Annotated in this window: 22 protein-coding genes; 10 read left to right on the top strand and 12 right to left on the bottom strand. The window is 64.4% G+C overall.

Translation table 11 applies throughout. From position 1 onward, the window contains the following. Window positions 1-3: 3 nt before the first annotated feature. From KBB36_RS03770 to cobJ, 3 genes are read left to right on the top strand one after another with little or no spacing between them, the layout of a single operon-like run. Window positions 4-630 carry a precorrin-8X methylmutase gene (locus tag KBB36_RS03770; protein ID WP_366933167.1) on the top strand — a complete coding sequence of 209 codons (627 nt, stop codon included), beginning with the start codon at window positions 4-6 and terminating at the stop codon, window positions 628-630. Continuing rightward, window positions 627-1,352, top strand: a complete 726-nt coding sequence (locus KBB36_RS03775; RefSeq protein ID WP_290977080.1) for a precorrin-2 C(20)-methyltransferase — start codon at window positions 627-629, stop codon at window positions 1,350-1,352. The genes KBB36_RS03770 and KBB36_RS03775 overlap by 4 nt, the downstream gene beginning before the upstream one ends. Further along, complete coding sequence (cobJ, locus tag KBB36_RS03780) at window positions 1,349-2,107, top strand: precorrin-3B C(17)-methyltransferase (protein ID WP_290977082.1); 759 nt, start codon at window positions 1,349-1,351, stop codon at window positions 2,105-2,107. Before KBB36_RS03775 ends, cobJ begins: the two co-directional genes overlap by 4 nt. 5 nt (window positions 2,108-2,112) lie before the next feature. Here cobJ and KBB36_RS03785 read toward each other — a convergent pair whose 3' ends face one another. Then, window positions 2,113-2,853, bottom strand: coding sequence for a cobalt-precorrin-6A reductase (locus KBB36_RS03785; RefSeq protein ID WP_290977084.1), 741 nt, complete (start codon window positions 2,851-2,853; stop codon window positions 2,113-2,115). Here KBB36_RS03785 and cbiE point away from each other — a divergent pair. The 3 genes from cbiE to cobM are packed head-to-tail and all read left to right on the top strand — an operon-like array spanning window position 2,846 to window position 5,201. Further along, on the top strand, window positions 2,846-4,072 hold the full coding sequence (cbiE, locus tag KBB36_RS03790) for a precorrin-6y C5,15-methyltransferase (decarboxylating) subunit CbiE (protein WP_290977087.1): 1,227 nt from the start codon (window positions 2,846-2,848) through the stop codon (window positions 4,070-4,072). The genes KBB36_RS03785 and cbiE overlap by 8 nt on opposite strands. Beyond that, window positions 4,069-4,455: a cobalamin biosynthesis protein gene (locus KBB36_RS03795; RefSeq protein WP_290977090.1), complete on the top strand. Its 387-nt coding sequence runs from the start codon at window positions 4,069-4,071 to the stop codon at window positions 4,453-4,455. Before cbiE ends, KBB36_RS03795 begins: the two co-directional genes overlap by 4 nt. Continuing rightward, window positions 4,452-5,201 carry a precorrin-4 C(11)-methyltransferase gene (cobM, locus tag KBB36_RS03800; RefSeq protein ID WP_290977092.1) on the top strand — a complete coding sequence of 250 codons (750 nt, stop codon included), beginning with the start codon at window positions 4,452-4,454 and terminating at the stop codon, window positions 5,199-5,201. The genes KBB36_RS03795 and cobM overlap by 4 nt, the downstream gene beginning before the upstream one ends. Window positions 5,202-5,203: 2 nt before the next feature. Here cobM and KBB36_RS03805 read toward each other — a convergent pair whose 3' ends face one another. Continuing rightward, window positions 5,204-6,292: a cobalt-precorrin-5B (C(1))-methyltransferase gene (locus tag KBB36_RS03805; RefSeq protein WP_290977095.1), complete on the bottom strand. Its 1,089-nt coding sequence runs from the start codon at window positions 6,290-6,292 to the stop codon at window positions 5,204-5,206. A 61-nt stretch (window positions 6,293-6,353) separates the two neighbouring features. Here KBB36_RS03805 and KBB36_RS03810 point away from each other — a divergent pair, with 61 nt between their 5' ends. Then, on the top strand, window positions 6,354-7,676 hold the full coding sequence (locus KBB36_RS03810; protein ID WP_290977098.1) for a cobyrinate a,c-diamide synthase: 1,323 nt from the start codon (window positions 6,354-6,356) through the stop codon (window positions 7,674-7,676). Continuing rightward, a complete protein-coding gene (gene cobA / locus KBB36_RS03815) occupies window positions 7,666-8,403 on the top strand; it encodes a uroporphyrinogen-III C-methyltransferase (RefSeq protein WP_290977100.1) in 738 nt (245 codons plus the stop codon). Before KBB36_RS03810 ends, cobA begins: the two co-directional genes overlap by 11 nt. Here cobA and KBB36_RS03820 read toward each other — a convergent pair. After that, window positions 8,400-9,269 (bottom strand): ribose-phosphate pyrophosphokinase, encoded by an 870-nt coding sequence (locus KBB36_RS03820; protein ID WP_290977103.1) that lies wholly within the window; start codon window positions 9,267-9,269, stop codon window positions 8,400-8,402. The two genes, cobA and KBB36_RS03820, sit on opposite strands and share 4 nt — an antisense overlap. A 105-nt stretch (window positions 9,270-9,374) precedes the next feature. Between KBB36_RS03820 and KBB36_RS03825 the strand changes: the two genes are divergently transcribed. Both KBB36_RS03825 and KBB36_RS03830 read left to right on the top strand, forming a co-directional pair. Beyond that, window positions 9,375-10,895: a thymidine phosphorylase family protein gene (locus KBB36_RS03825; RefSeq protein WP_290977105.1), complete on the top strand. Its 1,521-nt coding sequence runs from the start codon at window positions 9,375-9,377 to the stop codon at window positions 10,893-10,895. A gap of 3 nt (window positions 10,896-10,898) precedes the next feature. Beyond that, window positions 10,899-12,506 carry an MBL fold metallo-hydrolase gene (locus KBB36_RS03830; RefSeq protein ID WP_290977108.1) on the top strand — a complete coding sequence of 536 codons (1,608 nt, stop codon included), beginning with the start codon at window positions 10,899-10,901 and terminating at the stop codon, window positions 12,504-12,506. Here the strand turns inward: KBB36_RS03830 and edd are convergent. Genes edd through KBB36_RS03875 form a run of 9 tightly spaced genes read right to left on the bottom strand, consistent with a single transcriptional unit; the run spans window position 12,503 to window position 22,570 of the window. Beyond that, window positions 12,503-14,326 carry a phosphogluconate dehydratase gene (gene edd / locus KBB36_RS03835; RefSeq protein WP_290977111.1) on the bottom strand — a complete coding sequence of 608 codons (1,824 nt, stop codon included), beginning with the start codon at window positions 14,324-14,326 and terminating at the stop codon, window positions 12,503-12,505. The two genes, KBB36_RS03830 and edd, sit on opposite strands and share 4 nt — an antisense overlap. 57 nt (window positions 14,327-14,383) lie before the next feature. After that, window positions 14,384-16,039 carry a hydantoinase B/oxoprolinase family protein gene (locus KBB36_RS03840; RefSeq protein ID WP_290977113.1) on the bottom strand — a complete coding sequence of 552 codons (1,656 nt, stop codon included), beginning with the start codon at window positions 16,037-16,039 and terminating at the stop codon, window positions 14,384-14,386. After that, window positions 16,036-18,135: a hydantoinase/oxoprolinase family protein gene (locus tag KBB36_RS03845; RefSeq protein ID WP_290977116.1), complete on the bottom strand. Its 2,100-nt coding sequence runs from the start codon at window positions 18,133-18,135 to the stop codon at window positions 16,036-16,038. Before KBB36_RS03845 ends, KBB36_RS03840 begins: the two co-directional genes overlap by 4 nt. A gap of 48 nt (window positions 18,136-18,183) precedes the next feature. Then, window positions 18,184-18,807 (bottom strand): flavin reductase family protein, encoded by a 624-nt coding sequence (locus KBB36_RS03850; RefSeq protein ID WP_290977119.1) that lies wholly within the window; start codon window positions 18,805-18,807, stop codon window positions 18,184-18,186. A gap of 19 nt (window positions 18,808-18,826) precedes the next feature. Continuing rightward, window positions 18,827-19,831 (bottom strand): LLM class flavin-dependent oxidoreductase, encoded by a 1,005-nt coding sequence (locus tag KBB36_RS03855; protein WP_290977122.1) that lies wholly within the window; start codon window positions 19,829-19,831, stop codon window positions 18,827-18,829. Further along, window positions 19,828-20,805, bottom strand: coding sequence for an LLM class flavin-dependent oxidoreductase (locus KBB36_RS03860; protein WP_290977124.1), 978 nt, complete (start codon window positions 20,803-20,805; stop codon window positions 19,828-19,830). Before KBB36_RS03860 ends, KBB36_RS03855 begins: the two co-directional genes overlap by 4 nt. Then, complete coding sequence (locus KBB36_RS03865) at window positions 20,798-21,274, bottom strand: (2Fe-2S)-binding protein (RefSeq protein ID WP_290977127.1); 477 nt, start codon at window positions 21,272-21,274, stop codon at window positions 20,798-20,800. Before KBB36_RS03865 ends, KBB36_RS03860 begins: the two co-directional genes overlap by 8 nt. Then, entirely contained in the window at window positions 21,267-22,142 is an 876-nt protein-coding gene (locus KBB36_RS03870; RefSeq protein ID WP_290977130.1) for an FAD binding domain-containing protein, read from the bottom strand. Before KBB36_RS03870 ends, KBB36_RS03865 begins: the two co-directional genes overlap by 8 nt. Next, the gene (locus KBB36_RS03875; RefSeq protein ID WP_290977133.1) at window positions 22,142-22,570 is read right to left on the bottom strand and encodes an SRPBCC domain-containing protein; all 429 of its coding nucleotides are present in this window, start codon (window positions 22,568-22,570) and stop codon (window positions 22,142-22,144) included. Before KBB36_RS03875 ends, KBB36_RS03870 begins: the two co-directional genes overlap by 1 nt. Window positions 22,571-22,575 lie beyond the last annotated feature (5 nt).

The following is a 22,575-nucleotide window of genomic DNA, read 5'->3' on the forward strand; positions in this document are numbered from 1 at the left end:
AACCTGCGTAGCTATATCCGCGATGGGGCTGCGATCTATCGGCAATCCTTCGCCACCATCCGGGCCGAAGCCAACCTAGGGCGTTTCAGCGCAGAGGAGGAAGTGGTGGCGGTGCGCATGATCCATGCCTGCGGCATGGTGGAGATTGCCGCCGATATCGTGTTTTCGCCCGGCGCCGTGGCGCTAGCCCGGCAGGCGCTGCAAGCCGGCGCACCGATACTCTGCGATGCCAAGATGGTGGCCAGCGGCATCACCCGCGCCCGCCTGCCGGCCAATAATGAGGTGATCTGCACCCTGGCCGACCCGGCAGTGCCGGCCCTGGCGCGCCAGCTTGGCAATACACGCTCGGCAGCGGCGCTGGAATTATGGCGCGACCGTATGGCCGGCGCCGTGGTGGTGATCGGCAATGCCCCCACGGCCTTGTTTCACCTGCTCGACATGCTGGATGCCGGCGCAGCACGGCCAGCCATCGTGCTGGGTCTGCCGGTGGGCTTTGTTGGTGCCGTGGAATCGAAACAGGCCTTGATCGAGGATGGCCGCCTGCCTTTCCTGGCCCTGCATGGCCGGCGTGGCGGCAGCGCCATCGCGGTGGCGGCGGTGAATGCGCTGGCACAGGAGAGTGAACTATGACCGGCTGCATTTATGGCGTTGGCCTTGGCCCCGGCGATCCCGAATTGGTGACGCTGAAAGCCGCCCGTGTGCTGGCCGAGGCGCCAATTGTTGCCTGGTTTTCCAAGGCCGGCGCCCGCAGCCATGCTTATGGCATTGCCGAAAAGCTGCTGCGGCCGGGCCATCTGGAGATGCCGCTGATCTATCCGGTGACCACCGAATATCCGGTGGACGACCCGCGCTATTCCGAGCCGATTGCCGACTTCTATGCCGCATCCAGCAACCGCATCGCGCAGCATCTGGCAGAGGGCCGGGATGTGGCCGTGCTGTGTGCCGGCGATCCGTTTTTCTACGGCTCGTTCATGCATCTGTATCATCGCCTGGTGACGCGCTTCCCAACCCGTGTGATTCCGGGCATCCCCGCCATGGCAGGCAGTTGGACCAATGCCGGCCAGCCGATCACCTGGGGTGACGATATCCTGACCGTGCTGCCCGGCACCTTGCCCGAAGCCGAATTGACCGAACGGCTGGGCCGCACCGATGCGGCGGTGATCATGAAGTTGGGCCGCAACCTGCCGCATGTGCGCCGCGCCTTGCGCGCCAATGGCCTGGAGCAGCGCGCCATCTATGTGGAATACGGCACCATGCAGGCGGAGAAGATCATCCCGCTGGCCGACAAACCCGATGACAAGGCGCCGTATTTCTCGCTGATCCTGGTGCCGGGCCAGGGGCGGCGGTTATGACAAGCACCGGCCACTTACGCATCCTCGGCCTTGGTCCCGGGCCGCTGGCCTGGCGCACCCCGGAAGTGGAAGCCGCCTTGGCCGAAGCCGAGCATATTTTTGGCTACACGCCCTATATCGCGCGGCTGCCGGCGACGATCACTGCCCAGCGCCATGCAAGCGACAATGGCGACGAATTGCTGCGCGCCCGCGCCGCCTTGCAGCTGGCCGCCAGCGGCGCCCGGGTGGCAATGGTATCAGGCGGCGATGCCGGCATCTTCGGCATGGCCAGCGCGGTATTCGAAGCCATCGACCAGGGCGAAGCCGCCTGGCGCGACCTGGATGTGCTGGTATTGCCTGGCCTGAGCGTGATGCTGGCGGCGGCGGCGCGGCTGGGCGCGCCTTTGGGACATGATTTCTGTGTCCTGTCGCTGTCTGACCGGCTGAAACCCTGGAGCATCATTGAACGCCGGCTGCAAGCCGCCAATCACGGCGATCTGGCGCTGGCGCTTTACAATCCGGCCTCGCAGACCAGGCGGCAGCAGCTTGAATGGGCGCTTGCCTGCCTGCGCCAGGGCAGGGGTGATGAAACCGTGGCGATGATTGCGCGCGATATTGGCGGCGCCGATGAGCGTGTGTCGATCACCAGCCTAGGCGGATTGAACCCGGCTGATGTGGATATGCGTTGCCTGCTGCTGGTGGGCAGCAGCACCACGCGGCTGATTGCCCGGCCGGGCCGGGCGCCGCTGGTCTACACCCCCCGGCATTACCCATGACGGCGTCAAGGATGCAGCGCGCGCAACCAGTCCAGCGCCGCGGCAGCAGTGGCGGCCACCGGCAAGGCTGGCTTCTGCGGCCGGCGCAACAGCAAAACCGGCAGGCCCAGGCTTCGCGCCGCCAGCAGCTTGGCCTCGGTAGCGAAACCGCCGGAATTTTTGCTCACCACAGCGTCAATACAATGTTGGCGCAGCAGGCCGAGTTCGTGATCGAGATCAAATGGCCCGCGTTCGGTGAGCCAGGCCGCTTCGGGCAATGGCTGCGGCACAACCGGATCAATGCTGCGCACCAGATAAAAATGCTGTGGCGCAGTGGCATAGGCCGGCACTTCCAACCGGCCGACGGTGAGGAAAACCCGCCGCGGCGCAGCGCCCAAAGCGGCGATGATGCCGGCATGGTCATCGAATTCACGCCAGTCATCCCCAGGTCCGGCCTGCCAGGCTGGGCGGCGCAAAGCCAGGATCGGTATGCCGCAGATGGCGGCCGCTTCGGCGGCATGAAACGGCATCACACGGGCAAAAGGATGGGTGGCATCCACCAGGGCAGCGATATGCTGCGCCCGCAGCCATTGCACCAGGCCGGCAACACCGCCAAAACCGCCGATGCGGTGGCTTATGCCGGCCGCTACTTGCGGCTGCCGCGTGCGGCCGGCCAGCGACAAGGTGGCCTGGAAAAACGATTCTTCGGCCAGAAGCTTTACCAGTTCGCTGGCTTCGCTGGTGCCGCCAAGAATGAGGATGCGCATGGCTGATGCTTTAGCATGGCTCAGCATTCTTGGCATCGGCGAGGACGGCCTGGATGGCCTGAATCCCGTTGCCCGGCAACGTCTGACGGAAGCCGCTTTGGTGATCGGCGGCCAGCGCCATCTGGACTTGGCGCAACCACTGATCCAGGGCGAAAGCCAGGTCTGGCCAACACCTTTGGGCGACATCGCCGCCACTTTGCTGGCCTGGAAGCCAAAGCCGGTCTGCGTGCTGGCCAGCGGAGACCCTTTCACCTATGGCATCGGCGCCACCCTGGCGCGCAGCATTCCGGCCAACGAGATGCTTGTGTTGCCGGCAGCATCGGCGTTTTCGCTGGCTGCCGCGCGGCTGGGCTGGGCCTTGCAGGATACAATAACGCTGGGCCTGAACAGCCGGCCATTGCCGCATCTGCTGCCGCATCTGCAACCTGGTGCCAGGCTGATTGCGCTGTGCAGGGATGCCGGCACACCCGCCGCCATTGCTGCCCTGCTCTGCGACCATGGCTGGCAGGATGCACAACTGACCGTGCTGGAGCGGCTGGGCGGGCCGCATGAACGGATAAGCCAGACAACAGCGGCTGGATTTGCCCTGGAAGACATCGCGGCGCTGAATTGTGTTGCACTCGCCTTGCCGGCAGATGCCGCCAGCCATCGCCGTGCCCTGCCGCGCGGCTTCGGCCTGGCCGATGACCTGTTTGAACATGACGGGCAATTGACCAAGCGCGAAATCCGCGCCGTCACTCTTTCATCCCTGGCGCCACGGCGCGGCGAATTGCTGTGGGATATCGGCCTTGGCGCCGGCTCGGTGGCGATTGAATGGCTGCTGGCCGATCCGGCCAATCAGGCCATCGGGCTGGAACGCGATGCCGAACGGGCGGCGCGTGCCCGGCGCAATGCCTTGCGCCTGGGCGTGCCGCATTTGCGCGTGATCGAAGCCGAGGCCCCGGCCGGGCTGGATGATCTGCCGGCGCCGGATGCGATTTTCATCGGTGGCGGCGGCGCCGCGCCCGGCCTGATCGAGCTTTTGTGGCAACGGTTGCGCCCCGGCGGCCGGTTGGTGGCCAATGCCGTGACACTGGAAACCGAGGCGGCTTTGCTGGCTGCCTATCAGCGCTGGGGCGGGCAATTGATCCGCCTGGGGCTGGAACGTGCCAGCCCGGTGGGCGGCGTTACCGGCTGGCGCCCGGCCATGCCGGTGCTGCATTGGAGCCTGGACAAATGATCGCCCTGGGCATCGGCTGCCGCGCCGGCTGCGAGGCCGCTGAAATCATCGCCCTGGCGCAGACCACGCTGGCGGCTTTGCATCTGGCGCCTGCACAAGTGGCGGTGATCGCCAGTTTGCAGGATAAACCTGGTCTGCTGGCCATTACGGCTGCCGCCGCGCAACTTGGCCTGACCCTGCGGCTGCTGCCGCTGGCTGCCTTGCAGGCCGCCAGCCCGCGCGCCTTGAGCCGCTCAGAGGCCGCTTTGCGGGCGTATGGCCTGCCCTCGCTGGCGGAAACCGCCGCCCTGGCCGCGCTGGGGCCGGATGCAGCCTTGCTGGCGCCGCGCCGCCTGAGCCCACGGGCAAGCTGCGCTATCGCGTTAGAGAAGCCATCATCATGACCGTGCATTTCATCGGCGCCGGCCCCGGCGCACCCGATCTTCTGACCCTGCGTGGCCGCGACCTGATCGCCGCCTGCCCGGTCTGCCTCTATGCCGGCTCGCTGGTGCCGGCGGAAATCCTGCGCTACTGCCCGGCCGATGCCCGCATCATCGATACCGCGCCGCTTGATCTGGATCGCATCGAGGCGGAATTTGTGGCAGCGCATCAAGCCGGCCAGGATGTCGCCCGGCTGCATTCCGGCGACCTTTCGGTATGGTCGGCGTTGGGCGAACAATTGCGCCGGCTGCGCAAGCACAACATCCCCTACAGCATCACCCCGGGCGTGCCGAGCTTTGCCGCCGCCGCTGCTGCTTTGGGCCAGGAACTGACCCTGCCCGAAGTGGCGCAAAGCCTGGTGCTGACGCGTAGCGGCGGCCGCGCCTCGGCCATGCCGGCGGGCGAGGAACTGGCGGCCTTTGCCCGCACCGGCGCCACCTTGGCGCTGCACCTGTCGATCCACAATCTGGGCAAGCTGGTGGCGGAACTGACGCCGTTGCTCGGCGCGGATTGCCCGGTGGCGATAGTGTACCGCGCTTCCTGGCCGGATCAGCGCATCCTGCGTGGCATGCTGGGCGATATTCTGGCCCAGGCCGAGGCGGCGCCGATGGAGCGCACGGCGCTGATCCTGGTGGGGCGCGTGCTGGCAGCCGAGGATTTCCGCGATTCAGCGCTCTACGATCCCGATTATCACAGGCGCTATCGATGAGCTCAGCAGGCTTGAAACGGCCGTTGCGCCACCGGTCGGCCGTCGCGGTCGGTGACCAGGATTTCCAGCTCCATGCCGGTGCCATCCAGCACCGCCGCCGCCGTGTGCCAGGCGCGTTCGGCCACCTGGGCGGCCAGCGCCGGGGCGATGGCTTCGGCCAGATCGAGGGCATGTTTGGCGGTGTTGGCCTGGGCAATGGCCTGGCACAGATCCGGCCCGGCACCAGCCTCGGCCGCCAGTTGCGCCATGAAGGCCAGATCAACCGCGCCGGCGCGCGAATGCAGATCAAGCAGCCCCTGGGCCAGCTTGGTCATCTTGGCAAAACCGCCGGCAATGCTGATGCGCGGCACCGGATGGCGGCGCAGGTATTTCAGCATGCCGCCGGCAAAATCACCCATCTCGATCAGCGCCGGATCGGGCAGGCCATGCAAGCGCTGGATGCTGCTTTCCGAGACATTGCCGGTGGCGCCGGCAACATGGCGCAGGCCGCTGGCACGCGCCACATCGATGCCGCGATGGATCGAATGAATCCAGGCGGCGCAGGAAAACGGCACCACGATGCCGGTGGTGCCCAGCACCGAAAGGCCGCCGACAATGCCCAGGCGCGGATTGAGCGTGCGCTGCGCCAGCGCCTCGCCGCCGGGAATCGAGATCTCCACCACCAGATCGGCGGCCACGCCCAGGGCTGCCGCCAGGGCGCCGAGATTATCCCGCATCATCTGGCGCGGCACCGGATTGATTGCCGGCTCGCCCACCGGCAGCGGCAGGCCGGGCCGGGTTACCGTGCCTACCCCTTCTCCGGCACGGAATTGCACACCGCTGCCGGGCGCGCCGCGCCACAGCTTGGCGCAGATCAGCGCCTGATGCGTCACGTCGGGATCGTCGCCGGCATCCTTCACCACGGCGGCAAAGGCCCAATCCGGGCCGATGGCACAACGCGCCAGGCTGAAACTGGGGGTTTGCCCGCCCGGCAGCCGGATGCTGACCGGATCAAGGCATTCACCAGTAGCCAAGCCCGCCAGCGCCGCCGTGGCGGCAGCAGTGGCGCAGCTTCCCGTGGTCCAGCCGGTGCGCAGGGGTGCAGCTTGCATGATGCCGGGTTTTACCGCAAAGCCGGATTTGAAGCGAGGCGCCCATGTCAGGACTGATAGCATGCGCGGTCTGATGATAGCGGCGCCACGCTCCGGCTCGGGCAAGACCACGCTGACCCTGGGCCTGCTGCGCGCCTTTGCCAAGCGCGGCCTGCGCGTGGCCGGCTTCAAATGCGGCCCGGATTATATCGATCCGGTATTCCATCGGGTTGCCACCGGCCATGTCAGCCTGAACCTGGATAGCTGGTGCATGGCGCCGGCGCTGCTGGACGCGCATCTGGCGCAAGGCACCCGCGATGGTGTTGACCTGGTGCTGGTGGAAGCCTCGATGGGGCTGTTTGACGGCGTGGCGCAGCCCGGTGCTGCCGGCAACGGCGCCTCGGCCGATATCGCGCGCCGTTTTGGCCTGCCGGTGCTGCTGGTGCTGGATACCAGCGGCCAGGCGCAATCCGCCGGGGCGGTGGCGCTGGGTTTCAGCCAGTTTGATCCGGGCATCCAGGTGGCCGGCGTGGTCCTGAGCAACCTGGCCAGCGAACGCCATCGCGATCTGGCGCAACGTGGCCTGGCGCAGGCCGGGTTGCCGGTTTTCGGCGGCCTGCTTCGCGGCGGCGTGCCGGCCCTGCCGGAACGCCATCTTGGTCTGGTGCAGGCGGATGAACTGCCTGAGGCGGCACGTATCGTGGAAAAACTGGCCGACGCCATCGAACAGGCGATTGACCTGGATGCCGTGCTGGCGGCAACGGCAAAGCTGACCCTGCCGGCAAACGATGACGCTATCGTGGCGCTGCCACCGCCGGGCCAGCGCATCGCCTTTGCCAATGATGTAGCCTTTTCCTTTGCCTATCCGCATCTGCTGACGCTGTGGCGCTGCCTGGGCGCGGAAATCCTGCCTTTCTCGCCGCTGGCCGATCAGGCGCCCGATGCAGCGGCGGATTGCTGCTGGCTGCCGGGCGGCTATCCCGAATTGCATGCCGGGCGTTTAAGCAGCAATGCCGGCTTCCTTGCCGGTTTGCGGCATTTTGCCGAGAGCCGGCCGGTGCATGGCGAATGCGGCGGCTACATGGCCTTGGGCCAGGCGATTATTGCCGCCGATGGCCAGGCCTGGCCGATGGCCAGTTTGCTGCCGCTGGTGACATCCTTTGCCAAGCGCAAACTGCATCTGGGCTATCGCGCCATCAGGCTGGCCGCCGATGCGCCGATTGGCCGGGCCGGCACGCTGCTGCGCGGCCATGAATTCCACTATGCCACGATCCAGCAGATGGGCGATGCCGCACCGCTGGGCCAGGCCTGGGATGCGAATGGCACAGCACTGGGCCCGGTTGGGCAAAGGCTGGGCCAGGTCAGCGGCAGTTTCTTTCATGCGGTGGCGCTTGATGTTGGTTGAAGCAAACAAACTTGGCCGCATCACCCTGGCTGGCGCCGGGCCGGGCGATCCCGATCTGCTGACGCTGAAGGCCCTGCGCGCCATACAAAGCGCCGAGGTGATCCTGCATGACGCCCTGGTTTCACCGGCCATCCTGGCACTGGCGCCGCCCGAAGCCGAACGGATATTTGTCGGCAAAAAAGGCCATGGTCCGTCAATCCGGCAAACGGATATCAACGCCCTGCTGGTGCAGCATGCCCGCGCCGGCCGCCATGTGCTGCGGCTGAAGGGCGGCGACCCGCTGATCTTCGGCCGTGCCGGCGAGGAGATTGCCGCCGCGCAAGCCGCCGGCATAACGGTGGAGATCATTCCCGGCGTCACTTCAGCCCAGGCAGCCGGCGCCGCGCTTTCAGTATCGCTGACACATCGCGACTTTGCCCGGCGGCTGCAATTTGTCACCGGCCATGACCGCACCGGCGCGCTGCCACAGGATTTCGACTGGCAGGCGCTGGCCGACCCGGTGGCCACCACGGTGGTTTACATGGCGAAAAGCAGTTTTGCACCGCTGGCGGCGATGCTGCGCGGCAAGGGCTTGGCCGATGATACGCCGGCCGTGGCGGTGATGGATGTTTCGTTGCCGAGCCAGCTTGTGCTGCATGGCACACTGGCCGATCTGCCGCAGCGCCTGCGCGAAGCCAACCTGCCCGGCCCGGTGCTGGTGCTGATCGGCCGCGCCATCAAGAGTTAGCGCAAAGCCGCCGCCAGCAGGGATGCCACAGGAATGGCGTTGCTTGGATGCTGCACCGTGTCGCAGGAAACGATGCGGCTGGCGGCCGCCTGCAATTGCGCATAGGCATCCTCGGCAAACAGGGCATGCACCACGGCGCAGACCGGCCTGGGCAGGCCCTGCCCGGTGAGCAATTGCGCCGCCTCAATCAAGGTGCGGCCGGAAGAGGCGATGTCATCCACCAGCACCGGCTGATGGCCGCGCCAGGCCGAAAGATCGGGCATGGTGATCGCCACATTGCGGTCGCCATGGCGGACTTTTTGCAAAACCATATGCGGCGCGCCGGCCCGTGCTGCCACGGCAGCAACCCATTGCTCACTTTCCGCATCCGGCCCAACCAGCAGCGGCGCGGTCACTTCAGCGGCGATCCAATCCGCAAGCAACGGCGCCGCCTGTAGCGCTTGCGCTGGCATCGTATAAAGCGCATCCAAAGCCGGATAGCGATGCAAATGCGGATCGATGGTGAGCAGCCGGTCAAAACTGGATGACAGCAGCCTAGCAAAACTGCGCGAGGAAATTGCTTCACCCGATTTGAAACGTATATCCTGCCGCATATAGGCCAGATAGGGCGCGATCAGTCCGACAGATGCCGCGCCCAGATCACGTGCCGCATCGGCCGCAAAGATCAGCGCCAGAAAATCCGCATCGGGCCGGGCCAGCGAAGCAACCAGCTCAACATCAAGCCCGGCCACATCATCCAGCAGCCGCAGATAGCTTTCGCCATCGGGAAAGCGGCGGGTTTCGATGCGGCCAAGCCTGTGGCCGCCAAGCCGGGCCAGATCGGCGGCCAGCGCTTCGTTGCCGGGCATCGGGAGCAGTATTCGCATAGTGTCTCTCGCAATCATCCGGTCGCGGCGGCACTCTGGCGCTGGTGATCCAGCAGGGCTAAGTTGGGCCGGGGTGAGAAGCGGCTATCATACAATGAATCCAGCATGTTGAAACTAAAACGCATCGCCATCGACACACACCGCGAAAGCATCGCCTATCTCAGCCGTGCCTGCCCGCATTATCGCGTGGATGAATTCCAGGCATTGGGGAAGATCGAAGTACATGCGGCGGGCGGCACCTGCATATTGGCCACGATCAATATCGTTGACGATGCCGCCCTGCTGGCGCCGGACGAACTTGGGCTTTCCGAGGAAGCCTTCCGTGTCTTTGGCCTGCCGCCGGAGAGCCGTGTGCGCATCGCCCATCCCAAGCCGGTGGAAAGCCTGGATGCCTTGCGCGGCAAAATCGAGGGCCACGAGCTTGATGACGCCGAATATACCGCGGTGATCCGCGATATCGCCGCATCGCGCTACAGCAAGATGGAAGTGGCTGCCTTTCTGGTTGGCTGCGCCGGTTTCATGACGGTGGAGGAAGTGCTGCGCCTGACCCGGGCCATGGCCAATGTGGGCCAGCGGCTGGATTGGGGCGACCGGCTGGTGGTGGACAAGCATTGCATCGGCGGTATTCCCGGCAACCGCACCTCGATGATCGTGGTGCCGCTGGTGATGGCACATGGCCTGACGATTCCAAAAACCTCGTCGCGCGCCATCACCTCGCCGGCCGGCACCGCCGATACGATGGAAGTATTGGCGCGGGTGGATATCAGCACCGATGAAATGCGCGCCATCGTTGATCGCATCGGCGGCTGCCTGATCTGGGGCGGCAGGGTCAATCTTTCACCGGCCGATGATGTGATGATCACCGTGGAGCGGCCATTGGGGATCGACACACGCGAGCAGATGGTGGCTTCCATCCTGTCAAAAAAACTCACCGCCGGCTCGCGTCATCTGGTGCTGGACATACCCGTGGGGCCCAGCGCCAAGGTGCGTAGCCAGAATGATGCCGTGCGGCTGCGAAAGTTATTTGAATATGTCGGTGGCAAGATCGGCCTGTCGCTGGATATCCGGCTCACCGATGGCAGTCAGCCGATCGGGCGCGGCATCGGCCCGGTGCTGGAAGCCCGCGATGTGATGGCGGTGCTGCGTAATGAGCCGATGGCGCCGGCCGATCTGCGCGAACGCGCCTTGCTGCTGGCCGGCGCCTTGATCGAAGCCGACGAAGCTGTGAAGGGTGGCCAGGGCATCCATCGTGCCCGCGCCCTGCTGGAAAGCGGTGCCGGTTTGCAGGCGATGGAGCGGGTCATTGAGGCACAAGGGTCGAATCTCGGCCCGGACGGCATCATTCCGGCGGCCAGCAGAAAATGCCACGAGGTGGCCGCGCAGCATAGCGGCCTGGTGAACGGGATCGATTGCCTGCGCATCGCCCGTGTTGCCCGCATGGCTGGCGCTCCGGCCTTCAAGGATGCCGGCGTTGACCTGCTGAAAAAAATCGGCGATCCGGTGCGCCAGGGCGAGCCGCTGTATCGCATCCATGCCGGGCTTGATGCCGATCTGGGTTTTGCCGCCGAACTGGCAATGCAGGATAACGGCTTTACGATCAACGGTATGTCAGGCCATGGAGTGTAAGTCATGACGATCAATCTCAGCTTCCACGGCGCCGCCGGCACGGTCACCGGTTCCTGCTATCGGCTTGAAGTGGGCGAGCATAGCGTGCTGATTGATTGCGGCATGTTCCAAGGCGACAAGACCCTGAAGCAGCTCAACTACAATGCCTGGCCATTTGATCCGCGCCATATCGGCGCCGTGCTGCTGACCCATGCCCATACCGATCATAGCGGCCTGGTGCCGAAACTGGCCAAGGCCGGCTATGACGGCCCGATCTACACCACACCGGGCACCGCCGACCTGCTGCAATTCATGCTGCCCGATTCCGGCGGCATCCAGGAAATGGAAGTGGAGCGGCTCAACCGCCGCAACCAGCGCCGTGGCCTTGGCATCGTGCTGCCGATCTATACCGAGCAGGATGCGCAGGACAGCCTGCGACTGCTGATGCCGCGGGATTATGGCGCCTGGTTCGATGTGGTGCCGGGTCTGCGCGCCCGCTTCTGGAATGCCGGCCATATCCTCGGCGCGGCTTCTATCGAGCTGGAAGCGGAAAGCAGCGGCGAGACCTTGCGCCTGTTATTCTCCGGCGATATCGGTCCCGAACACAAGGCATTGCAGGAAATTGCCGCCGCCCCCCAGGGCCTCGATATCGTGGTGATGGAATCAACCTATGGCGGCCGGCCCCGGCCAAAACTGAACGATGCCGAGCGCCGCATGGCCTTGGCCGAGGAAGTGAATGCCGCGCTGGCCAATGGCGGCAATCTGGTGATTCCGGCTTTTGCCGTGGAGCGGACGCAGGAATTGCTGGCCGACCTGACCAAACTGATTGCCGAGGGCGCGATCAAGCGCGTGCCGATTTTTGTCGACTCGCCGCTGGCTACACGCATCACCAGCGTGTTTGCCAAATACCTGCACAAGCCCAACGGCGTGCAGACGGATAACAAACAGCCATTTCAGGGCGGCAGCCTGCATTTCACTGGCAGTGTGCAGGAGAGTATGCAGATTGAGCAGGTAACCGGCGGCGCCATCATCATTTCGGCCTCCGGCATGTGCGAAGCGGGCCGCATCCGGCACCATCTGAAAAACAACCTGTGGCGCGCCAATGCCACCATCCTGCTGATCGGTTATCAGGCCACCGGCACGTTGGGTGCGCTGCTGGAACAGGGTGTCAACCCGGTGCGTATCCAGGGCGATGAAGTGCAGGTGCGCGCACGCATCCGCAAGCTGGAGATCTATTCCGGCCATGCTGATCATGACGAATTGCTGGACTGGCTGCGCGACCGGCTGCCGGTGCGGCGTGGCCTGCTGCTGACCCATGGCGAGCAGGATGCCATTGCTGCCCTGCGCGCCGCGATTGCCGCCTGGGGTGATGATGCGCCGCATGTCACCGCACCCAAGCTGGATGAATGCTACACACTATCCGACAAACATCCGCGCCTGCTGAAAGCAACGCCACGACCAAAGCGACTGGATCGGTATGCCGAAGCCGAGGCGATCAGCGGCCATGACTGGCATAACGATTATGCCCAGTTGATGCTGCGGGTGCAGCAGCAATTGCGTAATGCCGGCAGCGACGCCGAGCGGCGCCGGCTGTTGCGCAAGATGCACCGGGTGCTTGGCAAAACCGGCTAAAAAATACTGGCGCCAACTTCGGCACTGCCGACAGAGCGGCGAAACAGGCCGAACAATTCCCGTCCGCTGCCACCAGGCGATGGCGGACAGGCTGCTGGCTGGCGTGAAGCCAGTTCGGCATCGGAAAGCAGAACCTCCAGCCGGCCGGTTTCCGCATCCAGGCGCAGCCTGTCGCCATCGCGCAGCCGTGCCAGCATGCCGCCGGCTGCGGCTTCCGGGGTGACATGGATTGCCGCCGGCACCTTGCCTGATGCGCCCGACATGCGGCCATCGGTAACCAATGCAACATGATAGCCGCGATCCTGTAGCACGCCGAGCGGCGGCGTCAGCTTGTGCAATTCCGGCATGCCATTGGCCTGCGGCCCCTGGAAACGCACCACGGCAATAAAATCCTGTTCCAGTTCACCGCGCGCAAAAGCGGCCTGGAATTCGGCCTGATCCTCAAAAATCCGCGCTGACGCTTCCACCAAACGATGCTGCGGCTTGACCGCCGAAACCTTGATCACGGCGCGGCCGAGATTGCCATCCAGCAGCTTGAGACCGCCATCGGCGGCAAAGGCTTCAGCTACAGGCCGCAACACATCGCGGTCCAGGCTGATGGCTGCCATGTCGTGCCAGGCAAGCTTGCCGGCAGCATCCAGCAATGGCCGCTGGCGATAGCGCGCCAGGCCGGGGCCGGCCACGGTTTGCACATCATCATGCAGCAGGCCGGCATCAAGCAGGAAACCGATCAGCACCGGCATGCCGCCGGCGGCCTGAAACGCATTCACATCGGCAGTGCCATTGGGATAGATCCGCGCCAGCAGCGGCACCACGGCGGAGAGATCGCTGAAATCCTGCCAGGTCAGCGTGATGCCGATGGCCGCTGCCATTGCCAGCAGATGCAGGGTGTGGTTGGTGGAGCCGCCAGTGGCCAGCAGGCCGATAATGGCGTTGACATAGCTGCGCTCATCCAGCAGATGAGCCAACGGCAAGGCTTCTGCGCCGGCCAGCGCCACCACGCGCTGCACCGCCGCCTGGGTCAGGGCATCACGCAATGGCGTGTTGGGGTTGACAAAACTGGCGCCGGGCAGATGTAGGCCCATGATCTCCATCAGCATCTGGTTTGAATTGGCGGTGCCGTAGAAGGTGCAGGTGCCCGGCGCGTGATAGGCTTTCGCCTCGGCATCGAGCAGCCCGGCGCGATCCAGCTTGCCTTCGGCGGCCAATTGCCGCAGCCGTGATTTCTCGGTGTTGGAAAGGCCCGAAGGCATTGGCCCTGCGGGCACAAAGAGAAAAGGCAGATGGCCGAAACGGCTGGCGCCGATCAGCAGGCCAGGCACGATCTTGTCGCAGACACCCAGGCAGAGCGCGGCATCGAAGCTGTTATGCGACAATGCAACAGCAGTGGACAACGCAATGACATCGCGGCTGAACAGTGACAATTCCATGCCCGGCTCACCCTGCGTGATGCCATCGCACATCGCCGGCACACCGCCCGCCACCTGCGCCACCGCACCGGCTTCTTGTGCCGCGACGCGGATCAAAGCCGGGAAACGCTCCAGCGGCTGATGCGCCGACAGCATGTCGTTATAGGCGGTGACAATACCGATGCTCACGGCATCGCCACGCAGGCCGGCCTTGCCGGCATCGTCACAAGCCGCGAAGGCATGCGCCAGATTGGCACAGCCAAGCCGGGGCCGGGCCGGGCCGGCAGCGATGGCGGCCTCAATCTGCGCCAGATAAGCCTGCCGGCCAGCGTGGCTACGCTGCCTGATCCGTTCGGTGACTTCAGACACCACCGGATGCAGCGCTCTCTCTCCATGCCCAGCAAAAGCCATCGGATCGCCTCCCACATCGGTTGTGAGCGACGATCCTATAGCAAAAGCCGTGCTGGGTCAGGTGCCGAGGCGGCCCTCGGCCTTGTCGCGCTGGCGCATCTCTGGCGTGCGTTCGGCAACCTGGCCATAACCGCCGCCGCCCGGCATTTCCACAATCAGCCGATCACCCGCCGGCACCATCTGGCGCCCCTTGGCTTTCAGTTTCGGGCCAGATGCCAGCCGCACCACACCGGCTGCACCCGGCGCACCACCGGCCCGACCGCGCGCCGGATTGTCCACCCGCTCGAAAGTGGCGTTGAGCATAAACGGCTCGCCGGCGGCATGCGCCAGTTCGATGATCTGGCCATCGCCGCCGCGCCATTTGCCGGAACCGCCGGAATTCTCGCGCAGCTCTTTGCGCCAGAATACCAGCGGGGTCATGGTTTCAACGATTTCCAGCGGCACATTCCGCACACCGGCCGGGAAGGATGTGGCCGAGAGACCATCCGATATCGGCCGCGCCCCGGCGCCGCCGGCATTGAAGGTGGTGATCGCGAAGCGGCGGCTGTTGCGGCGCAGTTCCGGCGCCAGGCCAGCGGTTTCCGGGCCACCGGCAACGCGGATATTCCACAGGCAGGAAGCCCCTTCCGCCGGCACGCGCTCCGGTGCGGCCTGGAACAGGCACCCCAGCACGGCATCGGGCAGCATCTGGCCGATCATATGGCGCGCCGCCACGGGTGCTGGGTAGGGCGCATTGAGGATGCAGCCTTCCGGCGCCACCACCTGCACCAGTTCCAGCGAGCCGGCATTATTTGGGATACGCGGCCCGACGACACAGCGCACGCCAAAGCTGGTATAGGCATCGGTATAGCATTTCGGCACATTGATGCCGGCCTGCGACAGCGACGACGTGCCATCGAAATCGATCAGGATACGATCATCCTCGATGGTGGCAGCCACCACGATATCCACCGGATTGTCGAAGCCGTCGATGGTCATGCGGTTTTCATAGCGGCCGCGCGGCAATTCGCGGATCGCCTTCAGCATCGCCTGGCGCGAGGTGGTGAAGATGTAATCAGCCAGTTCACCAAGGTCGGTCTGGCCGAATTCGTGCATCATTTCCAGCAGCCGGTCGATGCCGCCCTGGTTGCTGACGATCAGCGAATGCAGGTCGCCTTCCACCTGCATCGGTTCGCGCACATTGGCGCGGATCATGCGCAGCAGGGTTTCGTCAATGCGGCCGGCGCGTGCCAGCGGCATGATCGGCACATAAAGCCCCTCCTGGTGCACATCGCGCGCCTCGGTGCCAACGCCCAGGCCGCCGATATCCACCACATGCACGGTGGCGGCAAACATCGCCACCACACGGCCATCGAGATGCGCCGGCGAAACAACGGTGAAATCGTTGAGATGGCCGCTGGCGAGCCAGGGATCATTGGTGATGAACACATCGCCCGGCTGCATGGTGTTGACCGGGTATTCCTTGATGAAATGCCCCACCGCCATGGCCATGGAATTGATATGGCCGGGTGTGCCGGTGATGGCCTGCGCCATCATGCGGCCATCCGGGCTGAACACGCCGGCCGCCAGATCGCCAGCTTCGCGGGTGGAGGTGGAAAACGCAGTCCGGATCAGCGTCTGCGCCAATTCCTCCACCACCGAGATCAGGCGATTCCACATCAACTGGCGACGGATGCCGGACATCACATTGTTAGTGCCAACGGCGCTGCTCATGCCTGGTTCTCCTCAATGCGGTCGATCATCAGATAACCGCCCTCATTCACGCTCAAAACATAACCCTCCAGCACGATGGTGGTGGTTTCGCTTTCCACCACGGCTGCCGGGCCGTATAGCCTGCCACCGCTGCCAAGCGTCTGGCGGTCGCTGATGCCAAGCTCGCCGGGCAGGCCGGTTTGTGGATCGGTCCAGCTGCGGCGCAATTGCGGTGGCAGGGCCGGGCCATCGGCGGGCGCTTCCTTCAGCCGCGCCACCGGCACCGGCTTGGTGCCAAGCCGTAGCGACCAACTCAGCACTTCGGATTCAAGGCCCGGGATCGAACGGCCATATAACGCCACATAAGCAGCAACGAACAGGTCATGCAGATGGCCGCCATCCTCGGCCGTAAGGGCGCGAGGCGGCAATTGCACTTCGATCTCATGGCCCTGGCCGACATAGCGCATCAGCACAGAGCCGCGCTCGACCAGCGGCACGTCGGTGGCCGAGCGGATCAGCCCGGCGGCCTGTTGCCGCATGCCATCCAGCCGGGCATTGGCGGCAGTATAATCGAGCGTGTTTGTGCGCTGATACCAGCTCTGCGTCAGGTCGAAGGCAATCGGCGCTTGCAGGAAACCAACCGCCGAGCCGACACCGGCAGCGCTTGGCACGATGATGCGGCGGATACCGAGCCGCTTGGCCACCGACACGGCATGCAGCGGCGCGGCGCCACCGAATGCCACCATGGTATAGGCGGCCACATCGCGGCCACCTTCGATGGCATGCACGCGGGCGGCATTGGCCATGGTTTCCTCAATCGTCTCACTGATCGCTAGGCCGGCCTGCTCGGCATTCAGATCAAGCTGCTTGCCGAATGCCGCCAGCGCCGCCTTGGCCTTGCCGGCATCCAGCGAAAAGGCCCCACGGGCAAAACGCTCGGCGTCAATCCGCCCGGTGATGAAATCGCCATCGGTCACAGTCGGTTCGCTGCCGCCACGGCCATAGCAGACCGGGCCGGGCTCGGAGCCGGCGCTATCCGGGCCGACGGTGAGCACGCCAAGCTGGTTGACCCGGGCGATGGAGCCACCACCGGCGCCGATCTCGATCATTTCGATCACCGGAATGCGCAACGGCAGGCCACTGCCCTTGGTGAAGCGGTAGACGCGGCCAACCTCGAAGCTGCGCGAGGTTTGCGGCTGGCCCTTGTCGATGAAGCAGATTTTCGCCGTAGTGCCGCCCATATCAAACGACAGCACCCGATCCAGACCGCATTCCTGCGCCACCTGGGCTGCCAGCAGAGCGCCGCCGGCCGGGCCGGATTCAACCAGCCGCACCGGAAATTGCTTTGACACTTCCACGCTGGTCATGGCGCCGCTGGATGTGATCAGGAAAATCGGGCAGGCAAAGCCTGAGGCCTTGAGCTGGCGCTCCAGATCATCCAGGTAGGTCTGCATGATCGGGCGGATATAGGCATTGGCGCAGGCGGTGGAGAAGCGGTCATATTCCCGAATCTCCGGGCAGACCTCGGCCGCCAGGGTGATGAACAATTCCGGCATTTCCTGTTGCAGGATGGCGCGCGCGCGCTCCTCATGCACCGGATTGGTGAAGGCTTGCAGGAAGCCAATAGCGAGGCTTTTGACGCCGCGTTCACGCAACACCGGCACCAGGGCGCGCAACGCCGCCTCATCCAGCGGCAGGATCACCTTGCCGCTGGCATCAACACGCTCTGGCACAGTGAAGCGCAGATCACGCGGCACCAGTGGTGCCGGCTTCTCGATCATCAGATCATACTGGTCGAAGCGGTTCTCGTAGCCGATCTCCAGGATGTCGCGGAAGCCGCCGGTGGTGAGAAAGGCGGTGCGCGCGCCCTTGCGCTCGATCAACGCATTGGTGCCCAGCGTGGTGCCGTGAATAATCCCGGCAATCTCGCCCGGCGCCAGGCCGGTATCGGCCAGGATATGGCGGATCGCGGTCATGAAACCTTCGGCCGGCCGCTGCGGTGTGGTGAGCACCTTGCCGGTCCAACGCTGGCCGCCCCGCTCCAGCACGATATCGGTGAAGGTACCGCCGATATCAACGGCGATACGGGCTTCTTGCTTGCTGCGACTGATGGACATGTCTCTTCTCTGCTTCCTGGAACTGGCGCTGTGGGGCCGGGGCGTGCCTCACACCGCGATAAACTCTCTGACACGGCAGTAATTGCGGCCGCCGATGCGCCCAAGCGCGGCAATGGCGGCAGAATCCACATGGTATTTTTCGTCGATCAGGCCATGGCGGGCATGCATCTGCATCACACGGCCCACCACCAGATGATTCGGCGCATCACCAATGGCGATGATCTGTTCCAGCCGGCATTCAAACTGGATCGCGCATTCGGCCACGCGCGGCGGCGCCACATGCAGCGACGGCAGGGCGGTGAGCCCGGCGCGCTGCAATTCGCTGATGCCGCTTTCCTCGATATCGGCACAAAGCTGCACCGCCTCGGCCAGATTTTCCGATACCGTGTTGATGACAAATTCGCCGCTGCGGCGGATGTTGCGCAGGGTATCCTTCTCACCCTCGGGCTTGGTCCCCTTGGGTGGCGGACCAACCGAAAAGCCGAGCAGGCCGGGATCGGCGGCTACAATGATGAACTGGCTGAATGGGGCAGCGTTGACACTGCCATCCTGGTTCAGCGTGGTCACCAGGGCGATGGGCCGCGGGATGACACTGCCGGTCAGCAGCTTGTAGCGCTCCTGCCGGCTCAATCCGTCAAGACTGAGCCGCTGATAGAGGCCAGCATCGGTCATCGTCACGGCCCGCCCCGTCTCAGGCCGGCACGCGGCGCATGACGTCTTCGGCGAACCACTGCACCTGGTCCTCGAACTCGCTCATGTTGTCGGCCGGGATCATCAGGGCCGAGCAATGGTCAACCCCGATGGATTTCAGATAGGCGATCTTTTCCAGGATCACATCAGCCGAGCCGACCAGATTGGCCACCACCTGCTGGCTCAGATCGCGGCCGGTATAAGCCAGCGACTTGCGATGCGCCACCAGGCCGCTTTCCATGTAGATGCGTTCGGCTTCTTCCATGGTCTTGGCGATGGTGAAGGAGAATTGCGGCGCCACTTCCACGCTCATCGGATCACGGCCGTTTTCCGCCGTGCGGCGGCGCAGCAATTCGATCCGCTCCTTCATTTCGCTGAGCGGGCGCCAACCCGGCAGCCAGCCATGGCCGATGCGGGCAGCACGTTCCACCGCCTCGATATTATGGCCGCCGATAAACAGCGGGAACGGGTCCTGCTTGGCCTTCGGGAACATCTCCACATCCTTGAAGGCATAAAACTTGCCTTCATGGCTGGCGCTCTTTTCGTAGAGCAGCTTGAGCAAAGCCTCGATGCCTTCATCCAGCATATCGCCACGCCGCGCCGAGGCGAGGCGCGAATTCCAGGCGGCGAATTCCTCACGATAGGCGCCAAGGCCAACCGCCATGACAAAGCGGCCATTGGTGAGCTGATCCAGCGTGGTGAGCTGCTTGGCAAGATAGACCGGATCTCGCATCGGCAGCACCAGCAAGGCAGTGCCGAGGCGCAGCTTTGTGGTGGCGGCGCCGATAGCGGTCAGTGTGATCAGCGGCTCATAAAAATTCGGCGGCGTGTTGGGGAACAGCTCGGCGACATATTTCTGCGTGGTGATGTGATCATTGCCCCAGACCGAATCATAGCCGAGCTTTTCGCACATCACGCCGAGACGGACAAAATCCTCCGGCTTGACGAACGGGATCGGATACATCACGCCCTCGAAGCCGGTGGGCAGGCAGATACTGAACTTCATGATTCCCCCTTCGCGGCCAGGCCCGCCGCATCGATAAGGCCTGTAAGTTGCTGGCTGTCGGTTACGCCGCTCAGCACCAGCTCGTCGAGCCCGGCTGAGCGATAGGCGGAAAAGCGCGCCGCCACATCGGACGGCGTGCCGCTTGCGGCGTGGGTCGCCACAATCCGGTCGGAAATCAGCCCGAAAGCTGCCGGCCAATCCTCGGCGGCCACCGCCGCTGCCAGAGCCGCCTGGTCCAGCTTGTTGCCGGCCAGTTCCAGATTCTGTGTGTGATGCGCACCGCGCAGGGTGATGGCCAGCATGCGGCGCAGGCGCTGATGCGCGCTTGCCGCTTCATCGGCCACGGCGCCATAAACCAGACCAATGCGGCGCACGGCGCGGCCTTTGGCACCCTCTGCCACATGCGCCAGACACCAGCGCACAAACTCCACCGACGTGGCGGCCGAGATCAGCACTCCATCGGCTTCGGCGCCGGCCATTTCCAGCATCTTCGGCCCGGAAGCCGCCAGGATGATCGGCACATCCGCTGCCGGGTTGACCAGGCGGCGCTGGCGCACAGTGAAGCTCTGGCCCTCGAATTTCACGGTCTCGCCGGCGAGCACGGCGCGGGTGATACGAATCGCCTCGCGCATCGGGCCGAGCGGCTTGTCTGCCGCCACCGCCACAGAGGCCAGATCGGCCGGCGCGCCAACGCCAAGACAAAGTGCCACGCGGCCGGGATAAAATTCTGCCAGCGTTGCCACGCTCATGGCCAATTGCACTGGATGTAGCGTGAATGGGCTCATCGCCATCAGCGCCACATCGATATTGGCATCGGCAGCCAATGCTGCGCCGGCCAGAGCGATCGGATCACGCTGGAACAAATGATTGGCGATCCATATACGGCGGCGCCCGGCCTTGCTGCCAGCCGCCAGCTTGGCCAGGAAGGCTGCGGCCGGATCGCGGCCATCGGAACTGATGCTCAGGTCATACAAGGCTTTTCACCGCTTCGATGATCTTCACGTAGCCGGTGCAGCGGCAGATATTGCCGCGCAGGAAATGCGTGATGGTGGCGTGATCAGGTTTTGGATGCAGCGCCAGCAGGGCACGCACCGCCAGCACAAAACCCGGAGTGCAGAAGCCGCATTGCAAGGCGCCATGCTCCACAAAAGCGCGCTGGATACGATCCAGCTCACCCTCTGCCGCCACGCCCTCAATGGTCAGCACGTCGCGGCCATCGGCATCGGCAGCCAGGGTGGTGCATGAACTGGCCGGCAGGCCGTCGATCAGCACGGTGCAGGCACCACATACTTCCACATCGCAGGAGCGTTTTGTGCCGGTCAGGCCCAACTGGCGCCGCAGCATGTCGATCAACAATTCGCGCGGCTCAATCTCGATCTCGCGCAACACGCCATTCACCACCGGGGTGATAGTCAGGCGCGTGGTATCCGCAACATCATGCATGGCTGGCCTCCGGCTGGGTCAGGGCGGCGGCCAGGGCACGGCGCAGCATGGTGGCAGCCAGATGGCGTTTGTAATCGGCGCTGCCATGGGCATCGTCGAAAATATCGATGACGCCGATTTCCGCTGCCAGCGTGGTTTCCAGAGCCGGCAAAAGCTCACTTTGCCGCAGACCAATCAGCGCGGCTGCCGTTTCAGGCAATGGCAGCGGCCGGCCAGCGACAGCACCGATCCACAATGCGGCTGAACGGCAGATGCCATGCTCCAGTTCCAGTACCACAGCGCCACCGGCCACCGGGCGCTCACCGGCACCATAAGAGCGATAGGCGGCGTGCTGCCCCGCCATTGGCAAAGGCACCAGAATATGGCTGAGGATTTCGCCGGACTGGCGATCCGTCTCGAAATCGCCATGGATAAAATCGGCCATCGCCACCTCGCGGCTGCCAGCCAGACTTTGCAGCCGCAACTTCGCACCCAGCGCCGCCAGCAAGGCTGGTGGATCAGCATGCGGCTCGGCAAAACATAGATTGCCGCCCAAAGTGCCGGCGCAGCGCACGCGGATATTGGCGATGTTGTTGCTCAATTCGGCATAGGCCGGCAACACACGCTGCACCAGTTTGTCGGCGGCGATACGGTGATGCGTCGCCAGGGCGCCGATCACCAGGTGATCATCCTCCAGCGCGATGGCGCCCAGGCTCGATATGGCCTTGAGATCAATCAGATGTGGGTAATGCAGCACGCGGGCTTTGAGCGCGATCAGCAATTCAGTGCCGCCGGCATAAACCGCTGCATCCTCGCCAAACCTGTCGATCAATTCAAACAAGGCGGGCAGGGTCGTCGGGCGGTGCAGGTCGAAGCGCTTGAGCAGCATCAGGTGGCTACCTCCTGCTGCAAACGCTGGCTGAACAGGGTGAAATTCTCCTCCGCCTTCTTGCGGATGGTGCCATAGCCCAACGAGGCAAGCCGGCCGGCCACGCTCAATTCAGCCTGCACTTCCAACACCGCCGGTTCGGGCCGCAGATAAACCCCAAGTTTGACGGTGAAGCTGGTACCGGTAAATTTGTCACGCCCGGTAGCCCGCGCCAGCACATGGCTGGGCGCCAGCATTTCATCCACATGAATTTCAGCCGGCACTTCCAGCTTGAAGGGGCCGATCTTCTGCTTCATCACCGCCTTGTAATGCGCCAGCGGTGCCAGTTCCTCCACCTGCTCGCAGCCCGGAATACACGCCGCAATACGCTGGAAATCCAGCAGCAAGGGCCACACATCGTCCGGCCGGCGCGGCAGTTCCATGGTCATGACAA

Origin of the sequence: Ferrovibrio sp. (assembly GCF_017994015.1) — a bacterium.
Lineage (GTDB): Bacteria > Pseudomonadota > Alphaproteobacteria > Ferrovibrionales > Ferrovibrionaceae > Ferrovibrio.